The 16,112-nt window shown below is 70.4% G+C and carries 15 protein-coding genes; 9 read left to right on the forward strand and 6 right to left on the reverse strand.

The annotated features are described in order from the left end of the window. Positions 1–764: 764 nt before the first annotated feature. A complete protein-coding gene (locus AC156L_RS15570; protein WP_330877205.1) occupies positions 765–1,013 on the forward strand; it encodes a mycoredoxin in 249 nt (82 codons plus the stop codon). 127 nt (positions 1,014–1,140) lie between these two features. On the opposite strand, the gene pdxR is transcribed toward AC156L_RS15570, so the two are convergent. From pdxR to AC156L_RS15590, 4 genes are all read right to left on the reverse strand, one after another. Further along, on the reverse strand, positions 1,141–2,562 hold the full coding sequence (pdxR, locus tag AC156L_RS15575) for a MocR-like pyridoxine biosynthesis transcription factor PdxR (protein ID WP_330877206.1): 1,422 nt from the start codon (positions 2,560–2,562) through the stop codon (positions 1,141–1,143). Positions 2,563–2,596: 34 nt separating this feature from the next. Further along, entirely contained in the window at positions 2,597–5,842 is a 3,246-nt protein-coding gene (locus AC156L_RS15580) for a GH92 family glycosyl hydrolase (RefSeq protein ID WP_484406959.1), read from the reverse strand. Between the two features lie 81 nt (positions 5,843–5,923). Continuing rightward, the gene (locus AC156L_RS15585) at positions 5,924–6,373 is read right to left on the reverse strand and encodes a hypothetical protein (RefSeq protein ID WP_330879401.1); all 450 of its coding nucleotides are present in this window, start codon (positions 6,371–6,373) and stop codon (positions 5,924–5,926) included. Then, positions 6,370–6,753 (reverse strand): VOC family protein, encoded by a 384-nt coding sequence (locus AC156L_RS15590; RefSeq protein WP_330879402.1) that lies wholly within the window; start codon positions 6,751–6,753, stop codon positions 6,370–6,372. Before AC156L_RS15590 ends, AC156L_RS15585 begins: the two co-directional genes overlap by 4 nt. A 112-nt stretch (positions 6,754–6,865) precedes the next feature. On the opposite strand from AC156L_RS15590, the gene recQ reads away from it, so the two are divergent. From recQ to AC156L_RS15610, 4 genes are all read left to right on the forward strand, one after another. Beyond that, positions 6,866–8,704, forward strand: a complete 1,839-nt coding sequence (gene recQ, locus AC156L_RS15595; RefSeq protein ID WP_330879403.1) for a DNA helicase RecQ — start codon at positions 6,866–6,868, stop codon at positions 8,702–8,704. A 422-nt stretch (positions 8,705–9,126) separates the two neighbouring features. Beyond that, positions 9,127–9,495 carry a hypothetical protein gene (locus AC156L_RS15600; protein ID WP_330879404.1) on the forward strand — a complete coding sequence of 123 codons (369 nt, stop codon included), beginning with the start codon at positions 9,127–9,129 and terminating at the stop codon, positions 9,493–9,495. After that, on the forward strand, positions 9,492–10,034 hold the full coding sequence (locus AC156L_RS15605) for a roadblock/LC7 domain-containing protein (RefSeq protein ID WP_330879405.1): 543 nt from the start codon (positions 9,492–9,494) through the stop codon (positions 10,032–10,034). Before AC156L_RS15600 ends, AC156L_RS15605 begins: the two co-directional genes overlap by 4 nt. 491 nt (positions 10,035–10,525) lie before the next feature. Then, on the forward strand, positions 10,526–10,897 hold the full coding sequence (locus AC156L_RS15610) for a hypothetical protein (RefSeq protein ID WP_330879406.1): 372 nt from the start codon (positions 10,526–10,528) through the stop codon (positions 10,895–10,897). A gap of 103 nt (positions 10,898–11,000) precedes the next feature. On the opposite strand, the gene AC156L_RS15615 is transcribed toward AC156L_RS15610, so the two are convergent. After that, positions 11,001–12,038: a C40 family peptidase gene (locus AC156L_RS15615; protein ID WP_330879407.1), complete on the reverse strand. Its 1,038-nt coding sequence runs from the start codon at positions 12,036–12,038 to the stop codon at positions 11,001–11,003. A 299-nt stretch (positions 12,039–12,337) separates the two neighbouring features. Between AC156L_RS15615 and AC156L_RS15620 the strand changes: the two genes are divergently transcribed. Together AC156L_RS15620 and AC156L_RS15625 are read left to right on the forward strand one after the other, a co-directional pair. Then, positions 12,338–12,892 (forward strand): lytic polysaccharide monooxygenase auxiliary activity family 9 protein, encoded by a 555-nt coding sequence (locus AC156L_RS15620; protein WP_330879408.1) that lies wholly within the window; start codon positions 12,338–12,340, stop codon positions 12,890–12,892. A 75-nt stretch (positions 12,893–12,967) separates the two neighbouring features. Next, entirely contained in the window at positions 12,968–13,513 is a 546-nt protein-coding gene (locus tag AC156L_RS15625) for a DUF305 domain-containing protein (RefSeq protein WP_330879409.1), read from the forward strand. Here AC156L_RS15625 and AC156L_RS15630 read toward each other — a convergent pair. Continuing rightward, positions 13,485–14,450: an RluA family pseudouridine synthase gene (locus AC156L_RS15630; RefSeq protein WP_330879410.1), complete on the reverse strand. Its 966-nt coding sequence runs from the start codon at positions 14,448–14,450 to the stop codon at positions 13,485–13,487. The genes AC156L_RS15625 and AC156L_RS15630 overlap by 29 nt on opposite strands. A 225-nt stretch (positions 14,451–14,675) precedes the next feature. On the opposite strand from AC156L_RS15630, the gene AC156L_RS15635 reads away from it, so the two are divergent. After that, positions 14,676–15,293, forward strand: a complete 618-nt coding sequence (locus tag AC156L_RS15635) for a hypothetical protein (RefSeq protein ID WP_414720058.1) — start codon at positions 14,676–14,678, stop codon at positions 15,291–15,293. Positions 15,294–15,680: 387 nt separating this feature from the next. Next, positions 15,681–16,088, forward strand: coding sequence for a hypothetical protein (locus tag AC156L_RS15640; protein WP_330879411.1), 408 nt, complete (start codon positions 15,681–15,683; stop codon positions 16,086–16,088). The last annotated feature ends 24 nt before the right edge of the window (positions 16,089–16,112 follow it).

Below are 16,112 nucleotides of genomic sequence, written 5' to 3' on the forward strand. Positions count from 1 at the left end.
GGAGGTGGCCAACGCGACCGCGTCCTTGCGGAACTGCTCGGGGTACTTCGACTTGCCTGACACGGGGAACATCCTTCCCCAGATCGCTGTCTGGGATCAGGGTGCCCGATCCAAGGGGACAACCTCACCTTTCCCCTTTGTCAAGGCATCTTTCCCGCCTTGGCAAAGGGGAAAGGGTGTGGAGACGATTGTGCGAGCGGGGGATGGCTTTTGGTTCGTTGCAAGCCACCCGCCACCCCGTTCCCGCGATTGTCTCGACGCTTCGGTTTGTTTGTCAAGGCGGGAAAGATGCCTTGACAAACAAACCGAAGCGCGACGGCGGGAAGGACCGGGGCGGCGGGGGAGGTGGGGTTGGGAAGAGCAGTTGGCAACCGGGTCGGGTGGGTTTGGTCTGGTGCGGTTGCTCAGGGGCAAGAGCCGGGCTGGGAGTGCGGTGGTCCTGTTCAAGGCCGGCCGGGCCGGGAGTGCGGTGGTCCCGTTCAAGGCCGGCCGGGTTGCGGAGTGCTGGGGTCCCGTTCAAAACTGGCCGCGTTGCGGAGTGTTGTGGTCCCGTTCATGGCTGGCCTGGTTGCCGAGTGTTGTGGTCCCGTTCAGCGCTGGCTGGGGGGGCGGTGGTCCTGGCACCGCTTTTCCGGCCGCCCGCTCACCCCGCTCCTTCGTCCCTCTGACGCGCGAATCACCCCCGTCCTGGGGTAACGACGGGGGTGGTCCGCGCGTTGCACACTGCGGAACCGATCTCCCCCTACCCGAGGAGCGTTAACCCGATGTCCGCTGCGCCCGCGACCCTGACGATGTACTCCACCTCCTGGTGCGGCTTCTGCTACAGCCTCAAGAACCAGCTGAAGCGCGAAGGCATCGAGTACATCGAGGTGGACATCGAGCAGACCCCCGGTGCCGCCGACTTCGTGATGAGCGTCAACGGCGGGAACCAGACGGTGCCCACGCTGCACTTCCCCAACGGCGAGACCTTGACGAACCCCTCGATCGCCCAGGTCAAGGCGCAGTTGGGCTAGTGCCCGATCGCCGCGTCGGGTGCGGGGCTCCCTCCCCGCATCCCGGCACGGGTCGAGCCTAGGAAGCACCGGTGCGCGGTGGAAGTACCAGGATCGGCCCTGATGGACCGGGCCAATGACGACGAGGTCACGTGAACGCCCGGCGCATCCGCGCGAGGCCCTCGTCCAGGTCCTCGGTGGCGATGAGGCCGTAGCCGAACACGAATCCCTGCCTCGGGACGCGCTCGATCCCGCAGAGGGCCATGGAGTGCAGCGCGACGCCGTGCTCGCGCGCCCTGGCGATCACTGCCGCGTCCTCGCCCGGTCGGTCGGTGCGCAGCCACGCCGTGACGTGCAGGCCCGCCGCGCTGGTGATGGGTTCCAGCACGTCGGCGAAGTCCTGGTCGAACGCCATCGCCATCCGGTCCCGCCGCGCGCGGTAGACCCGCCGCATCCGCCGCAGGTGGCCCGCCAGCAAGCCGGAGTCGATGAACTGCGCCAACGCCCCCTGTACCGGGCCCGGCGAGTGCCAGTCGGCCAGGTGCTTCGCCTTGCGCAGCGCCGAGTGCAGCGGCGGGGGAGCGACGCAGAAGCCGACCCGCAGCGTCGGCAGCAGCACCTTCGAGAACGAGCTGACGTAGACGACGCGGCCGGTGCGGTCCAGCGCGTGCAGGGGTTCCACGGGGCGGCCGGTCCAGCGGAACTCGCTGTCGTAGTCGTCCTCCACGATCACCGCGTCCACGCGGTCCGCCCACGCCAGCAGCGCGAGCCGCCGCGACAGCGACAGGGCGTGGCCGAGCGGGAACTGGTGCGAGGGACTGGTGTAGACGAGCTTCGCGTCCTCCGGGAGCCGGTCCACCACCAGGCCCTCGGCGTCGACGGGAACGCCGACCAGCCGCATGCCCATGGCCTGGAACAGCCGCTTCACCGGCGGGTAGCAGGGGTCCTCCATGGCGACCACGTCGCCGGGCGCGAGCATGACCCGCGCGATCAGGTCCACGGCCTGCTGCACGCCGCCGGTGACCATGACGTCGGCCGCCGTCGTCCGGACGGCGCGGGAGACGCCGACGTGCCGGGCGATCGAGGCGCGCAGACCGGCGTGCCCCAGCGGTTCGCCGTACATCCCCAAGCCGGTGGCCGAGTCGCGCAGCTGGCCCGCCAGCAGCGCCCGCCACGTGGCGAACGGGAAGTGCCGCGCGTCCGGCATCCCCGGCCGGAAGTCGAACCTGTCGCCCATCGCCGACAGGTCCGGCGGGGCGGGCATGTCGTCCCACATCGGCCTCGGCCGCAGCGGCGACTCGGGCACCTCGGGTTCCACCGCCCCGCGGAACGGGAGGTCGCTGACGAACGTGCCGACGCCGACCCGGCTGGACAGGAACCCCTCCGCCGCGAGCTTCTCGTACGCGGCGTTGGCCGTGTTGCGGGACACCGAGAGCGCGGCGGCCAGCTCCCTGGTGGGCGGCAGGGCCTCGCCGGGCCGCAGCCGCCCGTCCAGGATGGCCGCGCGGACCTGCAGGTAGATCTGGGCGGTCAGCTCACGTCGTCCGTCCAGGCTCACGTGCAGGTCCACGCTCGGTCCACCTCTTCACGCCGGGGACCGCCCATCAGACCAGGGTGACGGCGTACACCTCCACACGGGGGTCGTCGGGCAGGGTGACCGACTGGAGAACCTTGGCCGGGTCGACGGGCAGCGACTGGCCGAACAGCCGCACCGGCGGTCCGTCCACGCCCTGGCCCGCCTTGATCCGGTGCGGCATGTCGAGCACGACCGAGGTGCCGGGCGGGGTCGAGCCCGCCCAGTCGCCGACGGTCACCGCGACCTGGGTGCTGGTGCCGTCCGCGTACCGCAGCGTCACCGCTCCGGTCACCGGACCGTTGTGGGCGGCCGAGACGAGCTTGACCGCGCTGTAGTTCCCCTGCGGCAGCAGCATCGCCTGGCCCCTGGTCTCGACGAAGTTGTTCGCCGTGCCGGTCGGGTCCGGGGTCGAGTACGTGACACCGCCCCACGACACCGTGCCCGCGGGGGGCAGGAGAGCGGCGTCGTAGCTCCAGCCTCCGCCGTCGAAGTTCCCCTGCGAGGACTCGGCCACCGTGGCGGCGCCGTCGTGGTTGCGCTCGCGGCCGAGGTCCACGGCGCACTGGCCGTCCACCACGGTCGCGCAGCTTCCCGCCGTCCTGATCTCGACCGACGCCGTGCGGGTGACCGTTCCGGCGGTCACCTTCACCTGGTAGGTGCCGGGCGCGGCGCCCGCCGGGACGGTGATCGGCAGCGTCACGGTCTTCTGCACCGGCAGCCGCTTCGACTCGATCAGCAGCGGAGCCCGTTGCAGCGTCGAACCCCACCCCGGCGGCACGACGGCCTTGAGCGGCACCGACAGCGTGCCGGGGGACTGGCCGAGCACGTCGAGGCTCAGCGTCAGGGTCTGCGCGGAGCCCTTGGTCGGCAGGATCGCCGACGCGGGCCGCACGGAGGCGTCCACGTGCTCGCGGCCGTCGGCCGGGGCCTTGTTGACCGACGGCGGTTCGGACCCGGTCTGCGTGCCCCAGTCCGACGGCGTCGCGCCGACCTGGTAGGCCAGCGTGCCGCCCCTCGCCATCGCCTTCCAGTCCAGCCACGTCCTGGTGTGGTTGGCACCGTTGAACTTCACCGTCCGCACGTACCGGTTGGCGTCGGTGACGCCGGGCGCGGTCACGGTGAGCGTGCCGCCCTGCTTCGAGCCGTACTGCCCGATCCGGACGGTCGCGGTCTCGAACTGCGGGCTGGACAGCGCCATGAAGTCGGCGCCGCTCATCGTCGGGTACATCCCGAGCGAGGAGAACACGTACCAGGCCGACATCGTGCCCAGGTCGTCGTTGCCGGTCATGCCGTCGGGGCCGGTGGTGAACAGCGTCATCGCCGCCCGCACGACCGTCGCGGTCTTGGCCGGGGCACCGGACCACAGGTACACGTACGGCGCCAGCAGGTCGGGCTCGTTGTTCGGGTTGTACGTGGGCTTGCCGTAGTAGTCGTAGGGCTGGGTGATCCAGTCGCGCCGCGCCGTGCCCGCCGGGTCGGCGAGCAGCTTGTCGTAGACGAAGAAGTCGTCCAGCCGCTTGGTCGTGGCGGCCTTGCCGCCCATCAGGGAGACCATCCCGGCCGGGTCCTGCGGGACCAGCCACTGGTACTGGTAGGCGCCGCCCTCGTGGAACTGGTGCCCGGCCTCGACCGGGTCGTACGGCGTGAGCCACGTGCCCTCGGCGGTGCGCGGGCGGAACTGGGAGATCGAGGAGTCCCACAGGTTGCGGTACCACTGGCCGCGGCCCGCGAACAGCGTGGCGTCGGCGGTCTTGCCGAGCCCCTTGGCCATCAGCGCGAGCGAGGCGTCGGCCGCCGAGTACTCCATCGTCGCCGAAGCCGGGTGCACGCAGTCGTTGTCGCCGCCCTTGTGCGCGCAGTCCGTGCCCAGCTTCAGGCCGGACGGGATGTAGCCGCGGTCGTTGTAGTGCTCGACGCCGGAACGCCCGTTGTACGGCGAGTCGGCGGGCGGGAGGCTCGTGGCGTTCTCGCGCAGCAGCGCGTAGGTCTCCTCCTCGTACCCGGCGAGCAGGCCCTTCGACCACGCCTCCACCAGGAACGGGGTGACCGGGTCGCCGGTCATGATGTTGGTCTCGCTGTTCGCGAGCGCCCAGCGGGGCAGCCAGCCGCCGTCCCGGCCCGCCGCCACGAGCGACAGCGCGACGTCGCGCGCCACGTCCGGGCGCAGCATCTCCAGGAGCTGGTTCTGCGGGCGGTAGGTGTCCCACAGCGAGAAGTTCTGGTACGGCGTGAACCCGGACGCCGTGTGCACCGCGCCGTCGAACCCGACGTACTTGCCGTCGACGTCGCCGGCGAGGTTCGGGTGCAGCAGCGAGTGGTAGAGCGCGGTGTAGAACGCCGTCCGCCGCTCGACCGAGCCGCCGCCGATGGTGACCGAGGAGAGCTGCGCGACCCAGTCGTCGTGGGCCTTCTGCCTCGTGGCCTCGAAGTCGTGGTTCGTCGTCTCGGCGGCGAGGTTCTTCCGCGCGCCCTCGGCCCCGGTGTAGGACAGGCCGACCTTCACGACGACGTCGCGGTCGGCGGTGGCGTCGAACGTGACCCAGGCCCCGTTGGAGCCCGTGCCCGCCGCGTCGCGGCTGCCGGGCGTCGTGGTCGACCCGCGCCACGAGCCGAAGGACGCGAACGGGCGGTCGAACGTGGCCGTGAAGTACACGGTGTGCTCGTCGCGGCCCGCGCAGAACCCACCGGCCCTGACCCGGCCCTCGACCGTGCGGTCCCCGACGACGTGCACCTCGGAGTCGAACACGTTCTGGTTGGCCTTGCCGGTGTTGAACAGGACGTTCGCCGCGCCCGTCGCCGGGAACGTGTGCCGCTGCCAGCCCGTGCGGGTGGTGGCGGTCAGCTCCGAGTTCACCCCGTACTTCGACAGGCCGACGCGGTAGTAGCCGGGCGTCGCGGCCTCGTCGGAGTGGGAGTACGGCGAGCGGTAGACGTTCGGGTCGACGCTGCTGACGGCGCCGGTCGTCGGCATCATCGGCAGCTCGCCCGCGACGCCGCAGCCCACGCCGGACAGGTGCGTCTGGCTGAACCCGTAGATCGTGCCCTGCTGGTAGTCGTACCCGCCCTGCCCGCCGGTGTCCGGGCTGACCTGCACCATCCCGAACGGCGCGCTGGCGCCGGGGAAGGTGTTGCCGAAGTTCTGGGTTCCGACGAACGGGTTCACCAGCCCGGTCGGGTCCTCTGGCGGGGCCGCCGTCGCGGGCGGTGTGGCGAGCAAGCCCGCCACGAGCGCTCCGGCGAGCGCCGCCGCGGCACGGGTTCGTCTGCTGCGCACCAGGTCCTCCTCGATGACATCGTTGTCATGCCCCGCAGTCGTTCTCCTGCCACGCACCGTGTCAGGGCGGACATCCGCCTGTCAACGACTCGAACGAGAACCGACAAGACAGAACAGGACACGGCCCTGACCGTTCGTTCCGCGACGAACCGGTCGGAGGGTCGTCCCGACCAGCGCGCCGAACGCGAGGTGGTCGGCGTACTGCGGGCCCCTCGGCAGCGCCCGGACGGCCGGGTACCGCCGTCCCACGACCTCCAGGTCCAGCACGGCGACCGCCAGACCCGCGACGGCTCCGCCGAGCGCACCGAACGGCCGCCGCCGGTGGACGGCCGCGAGCACCGCCGTCCACCCCGCGGTCAGCAGCGCGTGCGCGACCACCCCGCGCGCGGCGGAGGCGCGGCGGCCGGGGAGCAGCGTCCCGGCCGCGCGCGTCGCGGCGAGCACGTCGCCGCCGGTCGCCAGGGCGTGCAGCGTGGACGGCACCCCGCTCAGCACCCCCGCGACCACCGCCGCCCGCGGGGCCCGCGTCACGCCCCGCTGCCGTACGGCCGGGTGATGATCTCCAGCGCGTGCCCGTCGGGGTCGTCGAAGTACACGCCCCGCCCGCCGTCGTGGGTGTTGATCCGCCCCTCGTCCTGGTGGTGCGGGTCCGACCAGTAGGTGAGCCCCCGCTCCTTGATCCGGCCGAAGATGGCGTCGAAGTCGTCCTCGTCGACGAGGAACGCGTAGTGCTGCGACGTGATCTCGCCCGGCCTGGTCATGAAGTCGAGCGTGGTGTCGCCGTCGGTCTGCACGGTGACGAACGGCCCGAACGGCACCGGTGCGGGCAGGCCCATCACCTCCGCCAGGAACCGGGCGGACCCCTTCGCGTCGCTCGCCGCCACGATCGTGTGGTTCAACCGCACTGCCATGCTGGTGAAGCCCCCTTTCGACTAGCTCCGAACCATCGAGGCTAGAACCTCCACCGCGCTGGAAGTCAACTCGCCGGGGTTTCTGTCGGACCTCCCTCGTAGGATCGCCGCCATGTCCTCCCCCGACACCGGAACGGCCGTGAGCGAAGCCCGTGGAGTACTCCAGCGGGTGTTCGGGTACGCCGAGTTCCGCGGCAGCCAGCAGGACGTCATCGAGCACGTGGTCGCGGGTGGCGACGCGCTCGTCCTGATGCCGACGGGTGGCGGGAAGTCCCTGTGCTACCAGATCCCCGCGCTGGTCCGGCCGGGTGTCGGCGTGGTCGTCTCGCCGCTGATCGCCCTGATGCAGGACCAGGTCGACGCGCTGCGCAACGTCGGTGTGCGGGCCGGGTTCCTGAACTCCACGCAGAACCCGGACGAGCGCAGCATGGTCGAGTCGGAGTTCCTGGCGGGGGAGCTCGACCTGCTCTACCTTGCCCCGGAGCGGCTGCGCCTCGAATCGACCGCGCGCCTGCTCGACCGGGGGAAGGTCTCGCTGTTCGCGATCGACGAGGCCCACTGCGTTTCCCAGTGGGGCCACGACTTCCGGCCGGACTACCTGGCGCTCTCGGCCGTGCACGAGCGCTGGCCGGACGTGCCCCGCATCGCGCTGACGGCCACCGCGACGAAGGCGACGCACCAGGAGATCGCCACCCGGCTCAACCTCCAGGAGGCCCGGCACTTCGTCGCGAGCTTCGACCGCCCCAACATCCAGTACCGCATCGAACCCAAGAACGAGCCGAAGAAGCAGCTCCTCGACCTGCTCCGCACCGAGCACGCGGGCGACGCGGGCATCGTCTACTGCCTCTCGCGCGCGTCGGTGGAGAAGACGGCGGAGTTCCTGGTGCAGAACGGGGTCCCCGCCCTGCCGTACCACGCGGGCCTCGACTCGGGCGTCCGCGCGGCCAACCAGTCCCGCTTCCTGCGCGAGGACGGCCTGGTCATGGTCGCCACCATCGCCTTCGGCATGGGCATCGACAAGCCGGACGTCCGGTTCGTCGCCCACCTCGACCTGCCCAAGTCGGTCGAGGGCTACTACCAGGAGACCGGCCGCGCTGGCCGCGACGGCCTGCCGTCCACGGCGTGGCTGGCCTACGGCCTCCAGGACGTGGTGCAGCAGCGCAAGATGATCGACACCTCGGAGGGCGACCAGGCCCACCGCCGGATGCTCGGCCTGCACCTCGACGCGATGCTCTCGCTGTGCGAGACCGTCGAGTGCCGCCGCGCCCGCCTCCTCGCCTACTTCGGCCAGGAGGGCGAGCCGTGCGGCAACTGCGACACGTGCCTGTCCCCGCCGGAGTCGTGGGACGGCACCATCGCCGCGCAGAAGCTGCTGTCGACGGTGTACCGGTTGCAGAACGAGCGCAGGCAGAAGTTCGGCGCGGGCCAGGTCGTCGACATCCTGCTGGGCAGGAAGACCGCCAAGGTCATCCAGTTCGACCACGACTCGCTCACCGTCTTCGGCATCGGGGCCGACCTGAAGGAGTCCGAGTGGCGCGGCGTGGTCCGCCAGCTGCTCGCGCAGGGCCTCCTGGCGGTGGAGGGCGACTACGGCACCCTCGTCCTGACGCCCGCGAGCGCCGAGGTGCTGGGCCGCAAGCGGGAGGTCGTGCTCCGGCGCGAGCCCGAGCGCGTCCGCGCCGCCAGGCCCGCCCGTGCCGCGAAGGCCGCCGCCGCGGTGGTGGACATGCCCGCCGAGGCGGCCCCGGTGTTCGAGCGGCTCCGCGCCTGGCGGGCCGCGACGGCGAAGGAGCAGGGCGTGCCCGCGTACGTCGTCTTCCACGACGCGACCCTGCGGCAGATCGCCACCCTCGCCCCCGGCTCGCTGGAGGAACTGGGCACGGTCAGCGGCGTGGGCGAGAACAAGCTGGCGAAGTACGGCCAGGGAATTCTGGACACGCTGGCGGAGTAGGCGCCCCGCCGAGTTTTCGCGCACGGGAGAAGTCGGCTTTCGCTTCCGATAGCCGCACGCGGTCGACCGCGATTATTCGTCATATCGGCCGAGGCCGCACATTCGTTAGCGGGTTGTGCGAGTCGATGACAGCGCGTGAGCCCGTGCCCCTGTGCACTGGGGTGCCGCCTCGGCACCAGGCGGCGTAGTCCCTGGCAGCGCGCTGTAACCGTGGCCTCACGGTCGACTACGCACCGCACTGTTTCGGGCCCGTCGATATCAACAGGTGACCTAGGTTGCTCCGAACAGCCGTATTTCGGTACGGCTGAGCGACATAGTGTGATTCGCCAAGCGCGGTTGCTATTGCCCAATGGGGCTGACGCGACGTCCGCCCGCGCGTTACCCGATGTACACCTGATGGCATATGAGGGGTCAATTTCTCCATGAGCATCGACGTGGCGTTGAAGGAAGCGATGACCATCACGGGGGCGGTGGGCGTGGCGCTCGTCGACTACGACAGCGGCATGTCGCTGGGCTCGCTGGGCGGGGGCGAGTGGCTCGACCTGGACATCGCGGCGGCGGGCAACACCGAGGTCGTGCGCGCGAAGCTGCGGGTCATGGCGTCCCTCGCGCTGAACGACAGCATCGAGGACATCCTGATCACGCTGAGCCGCCAGTACCACCTGATCCGGCCGCTCTCGGCGAGGGGCAACTCGACGCTGTTCCTCTACCTGGTGCTGGACCGCGAACGGGCCAACCTCGCCCTCGCCCGGCACAGCCTGAAGCGCATCGAAGCCAGCCTGGCCGTATGAGCGCCGCGGAAGCCCACCGACCGGCCGCCGGCGCGCCGCTGCCGACGCGGAGACCGTCGACGCCCGGCGCGAAACCCCTCCCGATGGGGCCCGTGGTGGCACAGCCGCCGTTCGACTCGGACGAGATGGGCGCGACGCTGCGCACGATCCGCGGTCAGGTCGACCGGGTGACCGGGCTCCTGGTGGCCACCCAGGACGGTCTGGTCCTGGCGGAGGACACCAGGGACGTCGAGGTCGAGAGCGTCGCGGCCATGTCCGCGGCGGCCATCGGGCTCGCCGTGCAGTTCACCACGCAGGCCGGGATCGGCGAGCCGCGCACGGCGATGTTCGAGGGCGAGTCCGGCTACGTCTGCGTGTTCCCGGTCGAGTCGTCGCTCCTGCTCGTCGTGTTCGGCGAGCGGGACATCACCATGGGGTTGTTCAACATAGCGGCCAAGCAGGCGCTGTCGCTCTTGCAGCACGTCGTCCTGCGGCAGCGCGTGCGCACCGTGCGCGCGAACCGGCGGGCCTACTTCGAGGAAGGTTCGGCGGAGGCCTGACCGGCCGCCCCGGTCCGCCGGGGAACCGGGCCAGTTCTGGGCCGAGCCCGCGGAGTGCGGTCGGGAATTCCGGGGTGAGAACGGCTCGAATCGGCGTTCTCCGAGTGCGGAGTTCATTGAGGAACGCGCCGGTTCAGAATCCACGTGCGGGTTTTCGACGCCTTTCTTCACAATGTCACGTCGATGTCACCCTTCGTGTCCGCCTGGGGCGGCGCGAAGGGTGACGGACCGTCCGTGTGTCGCCCGGCGGTCGGGATTGTGCACGTCAAACGCTCCGTCACCCCGATCTGGCGGTGCGTGATCCGCTCGGGTGGTGTTACACACCGCACTCATCGAGGCTCAACGGTGACACGGGTTGCTCCAAACGGTCGTTCTTCCGTGCGGTTCCGCGACGTGGTGTGATTTGCTGGGCGCCGCCGCTTCGGCCCGCGCGAAATGGTTCGCGGGTTGTCCGGCACCTTCCCCGATCACGCATGAGGAGCCCTTTTTCCATGAGCATCGACTTAGCCTTGAAAGAAGCCATGAGCATCGTGGGTGCCGTGGGGGTGGCGCTGGTCGACTACGACAGCGGCATGTCGCTGGGCACGCTCGGCGGCGGTGACTGGCTCGACCTGGACGTCGCCGCGGCGGGCAACACCGAGGTCGTGCGCGCGAAGCTGCGGGTCATGTCGTCGCTCAAGCTGAACGACACCATCGAGGACATCCTGATCACGCTCAACCGCCAGTACCACCTGATCCGGCCGCTGTCCGCCGCCAAGGGCAACCCGACGCTGTTCCTCTACCTGGTGCTGGACCGCGAGCACGCGAACCTCGCCCTCGCGCGGCACTACCTCAAGCGCATCGAGGCCCACCTGACGGTGTAGGGCGCCGCGCCGGTCCGGACGTCCGCGACCGTGGTCACCGCGCTGGTCGGGAGCGGTGGCGCACGCCGCGCGGACGGACGCCGAGGCGCACCCCGCGCACCGGTCAGCCCACGATCCGCCGGATCACGCTGATCGGCCCGATGTCGTCGATGTTGGCGATCTTCACCGGCACGCCCTCGGTCGACGCGTGCACGGCCCGGACGTCGTCCACGGCCATGGCCACGTGCGACTGCCCGGAGTAGTAGATGATCAGGTCGCCCGGCTGGACCTCGCCGCGCGACACCGGCCTCCCGGTCGTCGCCTGCGTGTACGTGACCCTGGGGATGGCCACGCCCGCCTCGCGGTACGAGGCCTGCGTCAGGCTGGAGCAGTCCCACGTGTTCGGGCCGTTGGAGCCGAACACGTAGGCCTTCCCGCGCTGGGCCAGCGCGAACGCCAACGCCTTCCCGGCCGCGCCGGAGGGCGTGGGGACCGCGGACGTGTCACCCCTGTTCGCCAGCACGGCCCTGTCGGAGGAGGTCAGCGAGTCGTACTGCCTGCGCGCCGCGTTCACCTGCGACACCAGTGCGACTCGCTTCTCCTCGATGTCGTCGACCAGGTCGTTCGCCGCGGCCGACGCCTCCGCCGCCCGCTCCCGCGCGTCCCGCGCCCCGGCGCGCGCGGCGGTGGCGTCGGCCAGCGCGGCCGACAGCGACTCCAGCGACGCCGCCTGGTCGGCCGCCAGCACGTCCATCGCCGACATCCGGGTGAGGAAGTCGGTCTGGCTGTCGGCGACCAGCATCGCCGACAGCCCGGTGAACCGCGCGCCCTGGAACGACGCCTCGGTCAGGAGGTCCACCTGGCCGCGGAACTGCGTCTCCGCCGCCGTCGCCCGGTCCAGCGCCTGCCCCGCCGTCACGAGGTCCTGGTTCGCGCGCTCCAGCTCGGCCTGCTTGGCCCGCTTGTCCTCCTGGGCGCGCAGGTGCTCCTCGTTGAGGACCTCCGCGTCGTGCGTCAGGCCGGTGTACCGCTTGAGCGCCTCGGAGGAGTTCGGGGGCACCGGTTCGGCCCCCGCCGCGGGTGCGGGAGCGAGGACCAGGGCGGCGGTGATCGCCACCGCGAGAGCGGCACGGGCGGTGCGCCTGACCGGCAACGACGTCATACCGGGCTGTACGGGAACCGGCGGATCGCGGTTCAGTATTCGTTCATAGCTTTCCAATACGTCTTGACCGCTTTGTCCGAGGTCGCTAACGTTTCTGGTCTAGACCACATGTACAAGCGACAACCTGGATCCGCTGACCAGCGGAAACCTCGTGGCCGAGAGAGAACCGTGCCAATTCCGCCGCGTTGGCACGGCGCGTGGATCACGTATCCGCTGCATCGGGTTCCCACCCCTGCGGTGGTCGGCGCTCCCGTAGTGCCCTCCACCTGGGAACAGCCATTCATTCCAGAGGAGCTGACATGAGCATGAGGAGCAAGATCGCCGCGGCGGCGGTCGCCATCGGCGTCGCACCCCTGATCGTCGTCCTGTCACCCGCGGGGACGGCGAGTGCGCACGGCTACATCTCGTCCCCACCCAGCAGGCAGGCGAACTGCGCCCAGGGCCGCGTCCAGAACTGCGGCGACATCGTCTGGGAGCCGCAGAGCGTCGAGGGCCCGAAGGGCGTCAAGAACTGCCACGGCAACTCGCGCTTCACGGTGCTGAGCGATGAGAGCAAGGGCTGGCCCGCGGCCTCGGTGGGCGGCACGGTCAACTTCAACTGGGTGCTGACGGCGCGCCACGCCACCAGCACCTGGGAGTACTTCATCGGTGGGACCCGCATCGCCGTCTTCAACGACGGCGGCAGGCAGCCGGGTGCCACCGTGAACCACTCCGTCAACCTCGGCGGTCGCACGGGCAGGCAGAAGGTCCTCGCGGTGTGGAACATCGCGGACACGGCCAACGCCTTCTACTCGTGCGTCGACGTGCAGGTGAACGGCTTCGCGGCCGGGTCGAAGACGCTGGCTCCCGCCTAGTCGCCGGCAGGGGACCCGCGCTCCGCGCCGGAGCGCGGGTCCCCGTTCCGCCCGCACCCCGAGCCGTGGAGGACCATGAACCGCCGACCGCTCGCCCTGCTGCTCGCCGCCGCCCTGCTGCTCGCGGGCTGCGGCTCCGTCGACTCCACCTCGAAGGCCGACTTCAACGTGACCGACGTGATGTTCCTCCAGATGATGCTCCCCCTGCACGCCCAGGGCATCGAGCTGACCGGTCTGGCGAAGGAGCGGGCGGTCGAGCCCGCCGTGCGCGACCTCGCCGAGGAGCTGGACACCGTGCAGCGCGAGGAGTCCGAGACCATGAGGGGCTGGCTGACCGAGTGGGGGCAGTCGACCGAGGTGGACGCCGACCCCGGCGCGCACGCGCACCACGGGGGACTGCACCAGACCAGTCCCGCCGAGATCGCCGCGCTCAAGTCCACACCGGACTCGGAGTTCGACACCACGTTCCTCAACCTGATGACCGGGCACCTGCACAACTCGGTCGAGCTGACGAAGACCGAAGTGGACGGAGGCCGCAACGCGAGCGCCAAGGAGCTGGCGACCACCATCCGCGAGTCGCGGACCAAGGAGATCAGCCGGTTGCTGAGCCTGGTCGGGTAGCGGGCGGGCCCGCGAGCCACGCCTCGTGCGACCGCCACGCCAGCAGCGTCGACGGGCTCTCGAACCGCCGGGGCGCGCCCGTGAGCGGATCGGTGAACGCGAGCACCTTCGCCAGCAGCTGCAACGGTTTCCGGTAGTCGTCCAACGCGGTCTCGGTCAGGACGGGGTAGAAGTCGTCACCGAGGATCGGCACGCCGAGCCCGGCCATGTGCAGCCGGAGCTGGTGCGTGCGCCCGGTCCTCGGCAGCAGCCGGTACCGGCCGAGGCCGTCGCGGTGCTCGACGAGTTCGACGAGGGTCTCGCTGTTCGGCGGCCCCTCCGGCTCCCGCGCGGTGATGACGCCCTTCTCCTTGACGATCCGGCTGCGCACCGTGCGCGGCAGGTCGAGGTCGGGGTCGTACCGGGCGACGGCCTCGTACTCCTTGTGCACCAAGCGGTCCCGGAACAGCGTCTGGTACGCGCCGCGCCGGGCCGGGTTCACCACGAACATGATCAGCCCGGCGGTCACGCGGTCCAGCCGGTGCGCGGGCACGAGGTCCGGCAGGTCCAGCTCGCGCCGCAGCCGCACCAGCGCCGTCTCCACGATGTGCTTGCCGCGCGGGATCGTCGCGAGGAAGTGCGGCTTGTCCACGACCAGCAGGTCGTCGTCGCGGTGCACGACACCGATCTCGAACGGCACCGCCACCTCGTCGGGCAGGTCGCGGTGGAACCACACCGACGAGTTCGGCACGAACGGCGCGTTCGGCGCCACCGGCCCGTCCATGTCCACGATCCGGCTCTCGCGCAGCATCGTGTCGATGCGCGCCGGGTCCACCTTCGGCAGCCGCTCGACCAGGTGGTCCCGCAGCGTCGCCCAGGACCCCTCCGCGGGCATCCGCAGCCGGGCCGGGTCGAGGCCGTGCCGCTGGGGCAGCGGGGGCTTGAGCTTGCGTCTCATCGTGGGGGAGCGTAACCGTTCCCGGTTCCCCCGCCGGGCGCGGTGGAGGAACCGGTCCGGATTCGCGGCGCGAACCATTTTTTCTCACTCGCACTCACGAATTACCGGGAATGCATGATCGACTGGTTCACGTCCATAAACATTCGACGCGCTCTTGAAAGAGACACGCTAACGCCCTTAATGTTTGCCTTCCACGTCGCCGCCGCAGCCACGGAAGGGACGATGATGTCACGACTGTTTTCCCGAGTGCGCGTGTTCGCACTCGCGGCGGCCGCACTCACCGCAACGGGAATCGTCGGCGCACCGAGCGCCGGGGCTCAGGTCGAGTCCGGAGGCTGGACCTCCTACTCGCCCTCGTTCACCGTTCAGGAGAGGGGGTGCGGGGTCGTCAACGGGCTCACGTTCCAGTTGACGTGCTCCACGGCCAGCGGCGACCAGCGCGCCGAGCGCCGGTACGCGAACTACTCCGGCGGCGGTGCCCGCCAGTTCGAGGGCACGTTCCGGATCTCCAGCCTGGCCGGTACCCGGATCAGCCTGAAGCAGACGTTCAACGACTCCGAGCCCGGCCCGTTCTTCATGCTCGCGGTCGAGCGCGGCGGCAGGCTCTACGCCGTGCACGGCGGCGCCACGGTCGCCACCGGGGCCACCGTGGGCACATCGGTGCGGGTCAACACGGTGCACCGGATCGGGAACAACCACAAGACGTACATCAACGGATCGCTGAAGCACACCTACGCGAGCCCCGGCGGGAACTTCTACGACAAGTTCGGCGCCTACCGGACGAGTTCGGGTCAGGGGCCCGCCACGGTCGTGTGGAGCGGGGTCAAGTTCTGGCGGCAGTAGGTCGGTCTCGACGTCCTGCCGTCCCGGTGGTGCCGGTCGCCACCGGGACGGCGGGGGTCCTCCACCCCTGGGGGGTTCGTGCTCAAGTTCCCTGTTCCGCTCGCGGTCGTCCTCGTTCTCGCCGGGTGTTCGGGCGAGGCTCCCCGATCAGGTTCCGCGGTCGAGTTGGGTGTTGTCCTGGAATCGCCCGTTGACGCGGTGCTGTCGTGGAAGGTCGCCGATCCTCGTGTTTCCGGGGTGGCGGTGGAGTTCGCCACCGGCGAGGGCGGGGAGTACACGACGCTCCAGTACGCGCCGGTGGAACAAGGTTCCCACCGGCATCCCGACCTGATTCCCTCCACGGATTTTTCGTACCGTGTCCGGGCTTATTCCGGGGCCGTGGGGGAGGTGCGGAAAATCGCCCTGCCGCCCGGTGAGCTGGATGACGGGACGCAGGCGGAGGACCACGCGTGGGTCACGCCCAGGACCGTGCCGGGGGTTGTCGACGGGGTGTCGTCGGTGCGGGCCGGGGGAGGGGTGCCCGGTGACTTCCGGGGGACGGTCGTGCACGCCAACGGGATTCTGTTCACGTGGGTCGACCGGGCTGATGACGAGGACGGGTACCTGATCGAGGTGAAGGCGGAGGGCGCTTCGGTGTTCACGCCCGCCGCGGTGTTGCAGGCGGGGGTGAACTCGGCCGGGTTGATCACGTTGCCCGGGGAGAAGGTGGCTGAGTACCGGGTTCGGGCGTTCTGCTGGGGGGAGGGGTCGAACGTGGTGCGGGTGCGGACCGGGGCGGATGTGGACTCCCGGTGAGCCTGGGGTGGTGTCGGTGTCGGG

Source organism: Umezawaea sp. (assembly GCF_057122925.1).

Bases quoted from the DNA above. Each gene is read 5' to 3' on its own strand.
- AC156L_RS15570 (WP_330877205.1), top strand. From the start codon at position 765: ATGTCCGCTGCGCCCGCGACCCTGACGATGTACTCCACCTCCTGGTGC.
- AC156L_RS15590 (WP_330879402.1), bottom strand. From the start codon at position 6,753: ATGGCAGTGCGGTTGAACCACACGATCGTGGCGGCGAGCGACGCGAAG.
- recQ (WP_330879403.1), top strand. From the start codon at position 6,866: ATGTCCTCCCCCGACACCGGAACGGCCGTGAGCGAAGCCCGTGGAGTA.
- AC156L_RS15600 (WP_330879404.1), top strand. From the start codon at position 9,127: ATGAGCATCGACGTGGCGTTGAAGGAAGCGATGACCATCACGGGGGCG.
- AC156L_RS15605 (WP_330879405.1), top strand. From the start codon at position 9,492: ATGAGCGCCGCGGAAGCCCACCGACCGGCCGCCGGCGCGCCGCTGCCG.
- AC156L_RS15610 (WP_330879406.1), top strand. From the start codon at position 10,526: ATGAGCATCGACTTAGCCTTGAAAGAAGCCATGAGCATCGTGGGTGCC.
- AC156L_RS15615 (WP_330879407.1), bottom strand. From the start codon at position 12,038: ATGACGTCGTTGCCGGTCAGGCGCACCGCCCGTGCCGCTCTCGCGGTG.
- AC156L_RS15620 (WP_330879408.1), top strand. From the start codon at position 12,338: ATGAGCATGAGGAGCAAGATCGCCGCGGCGGCGGTCGCCATCGGCGTC.
- AC156L_RS15625 (WP_330879409.1), top strand. From the start codon at position 12,968: ATGAACCGCCGACCGCTCGCCCTGCTGCTCGCCGCCGCCCTGCTGCTC.
- AC156L_RS15630 (WP_330879410.1), bottom strand. From the start codon at position 14,450: ATGAGACGCAAGCTCAAGCCCCCGCTGCCCCAGCGGCACGGCCTCGAC.
- AC156L_RS15635 (WP_414720058.1), top strand. From the start codon at position 14,676: ATGTCACGACTGTTTTCCCGAGTGCGCGTGTTCGCACTCGCGGCGGCC.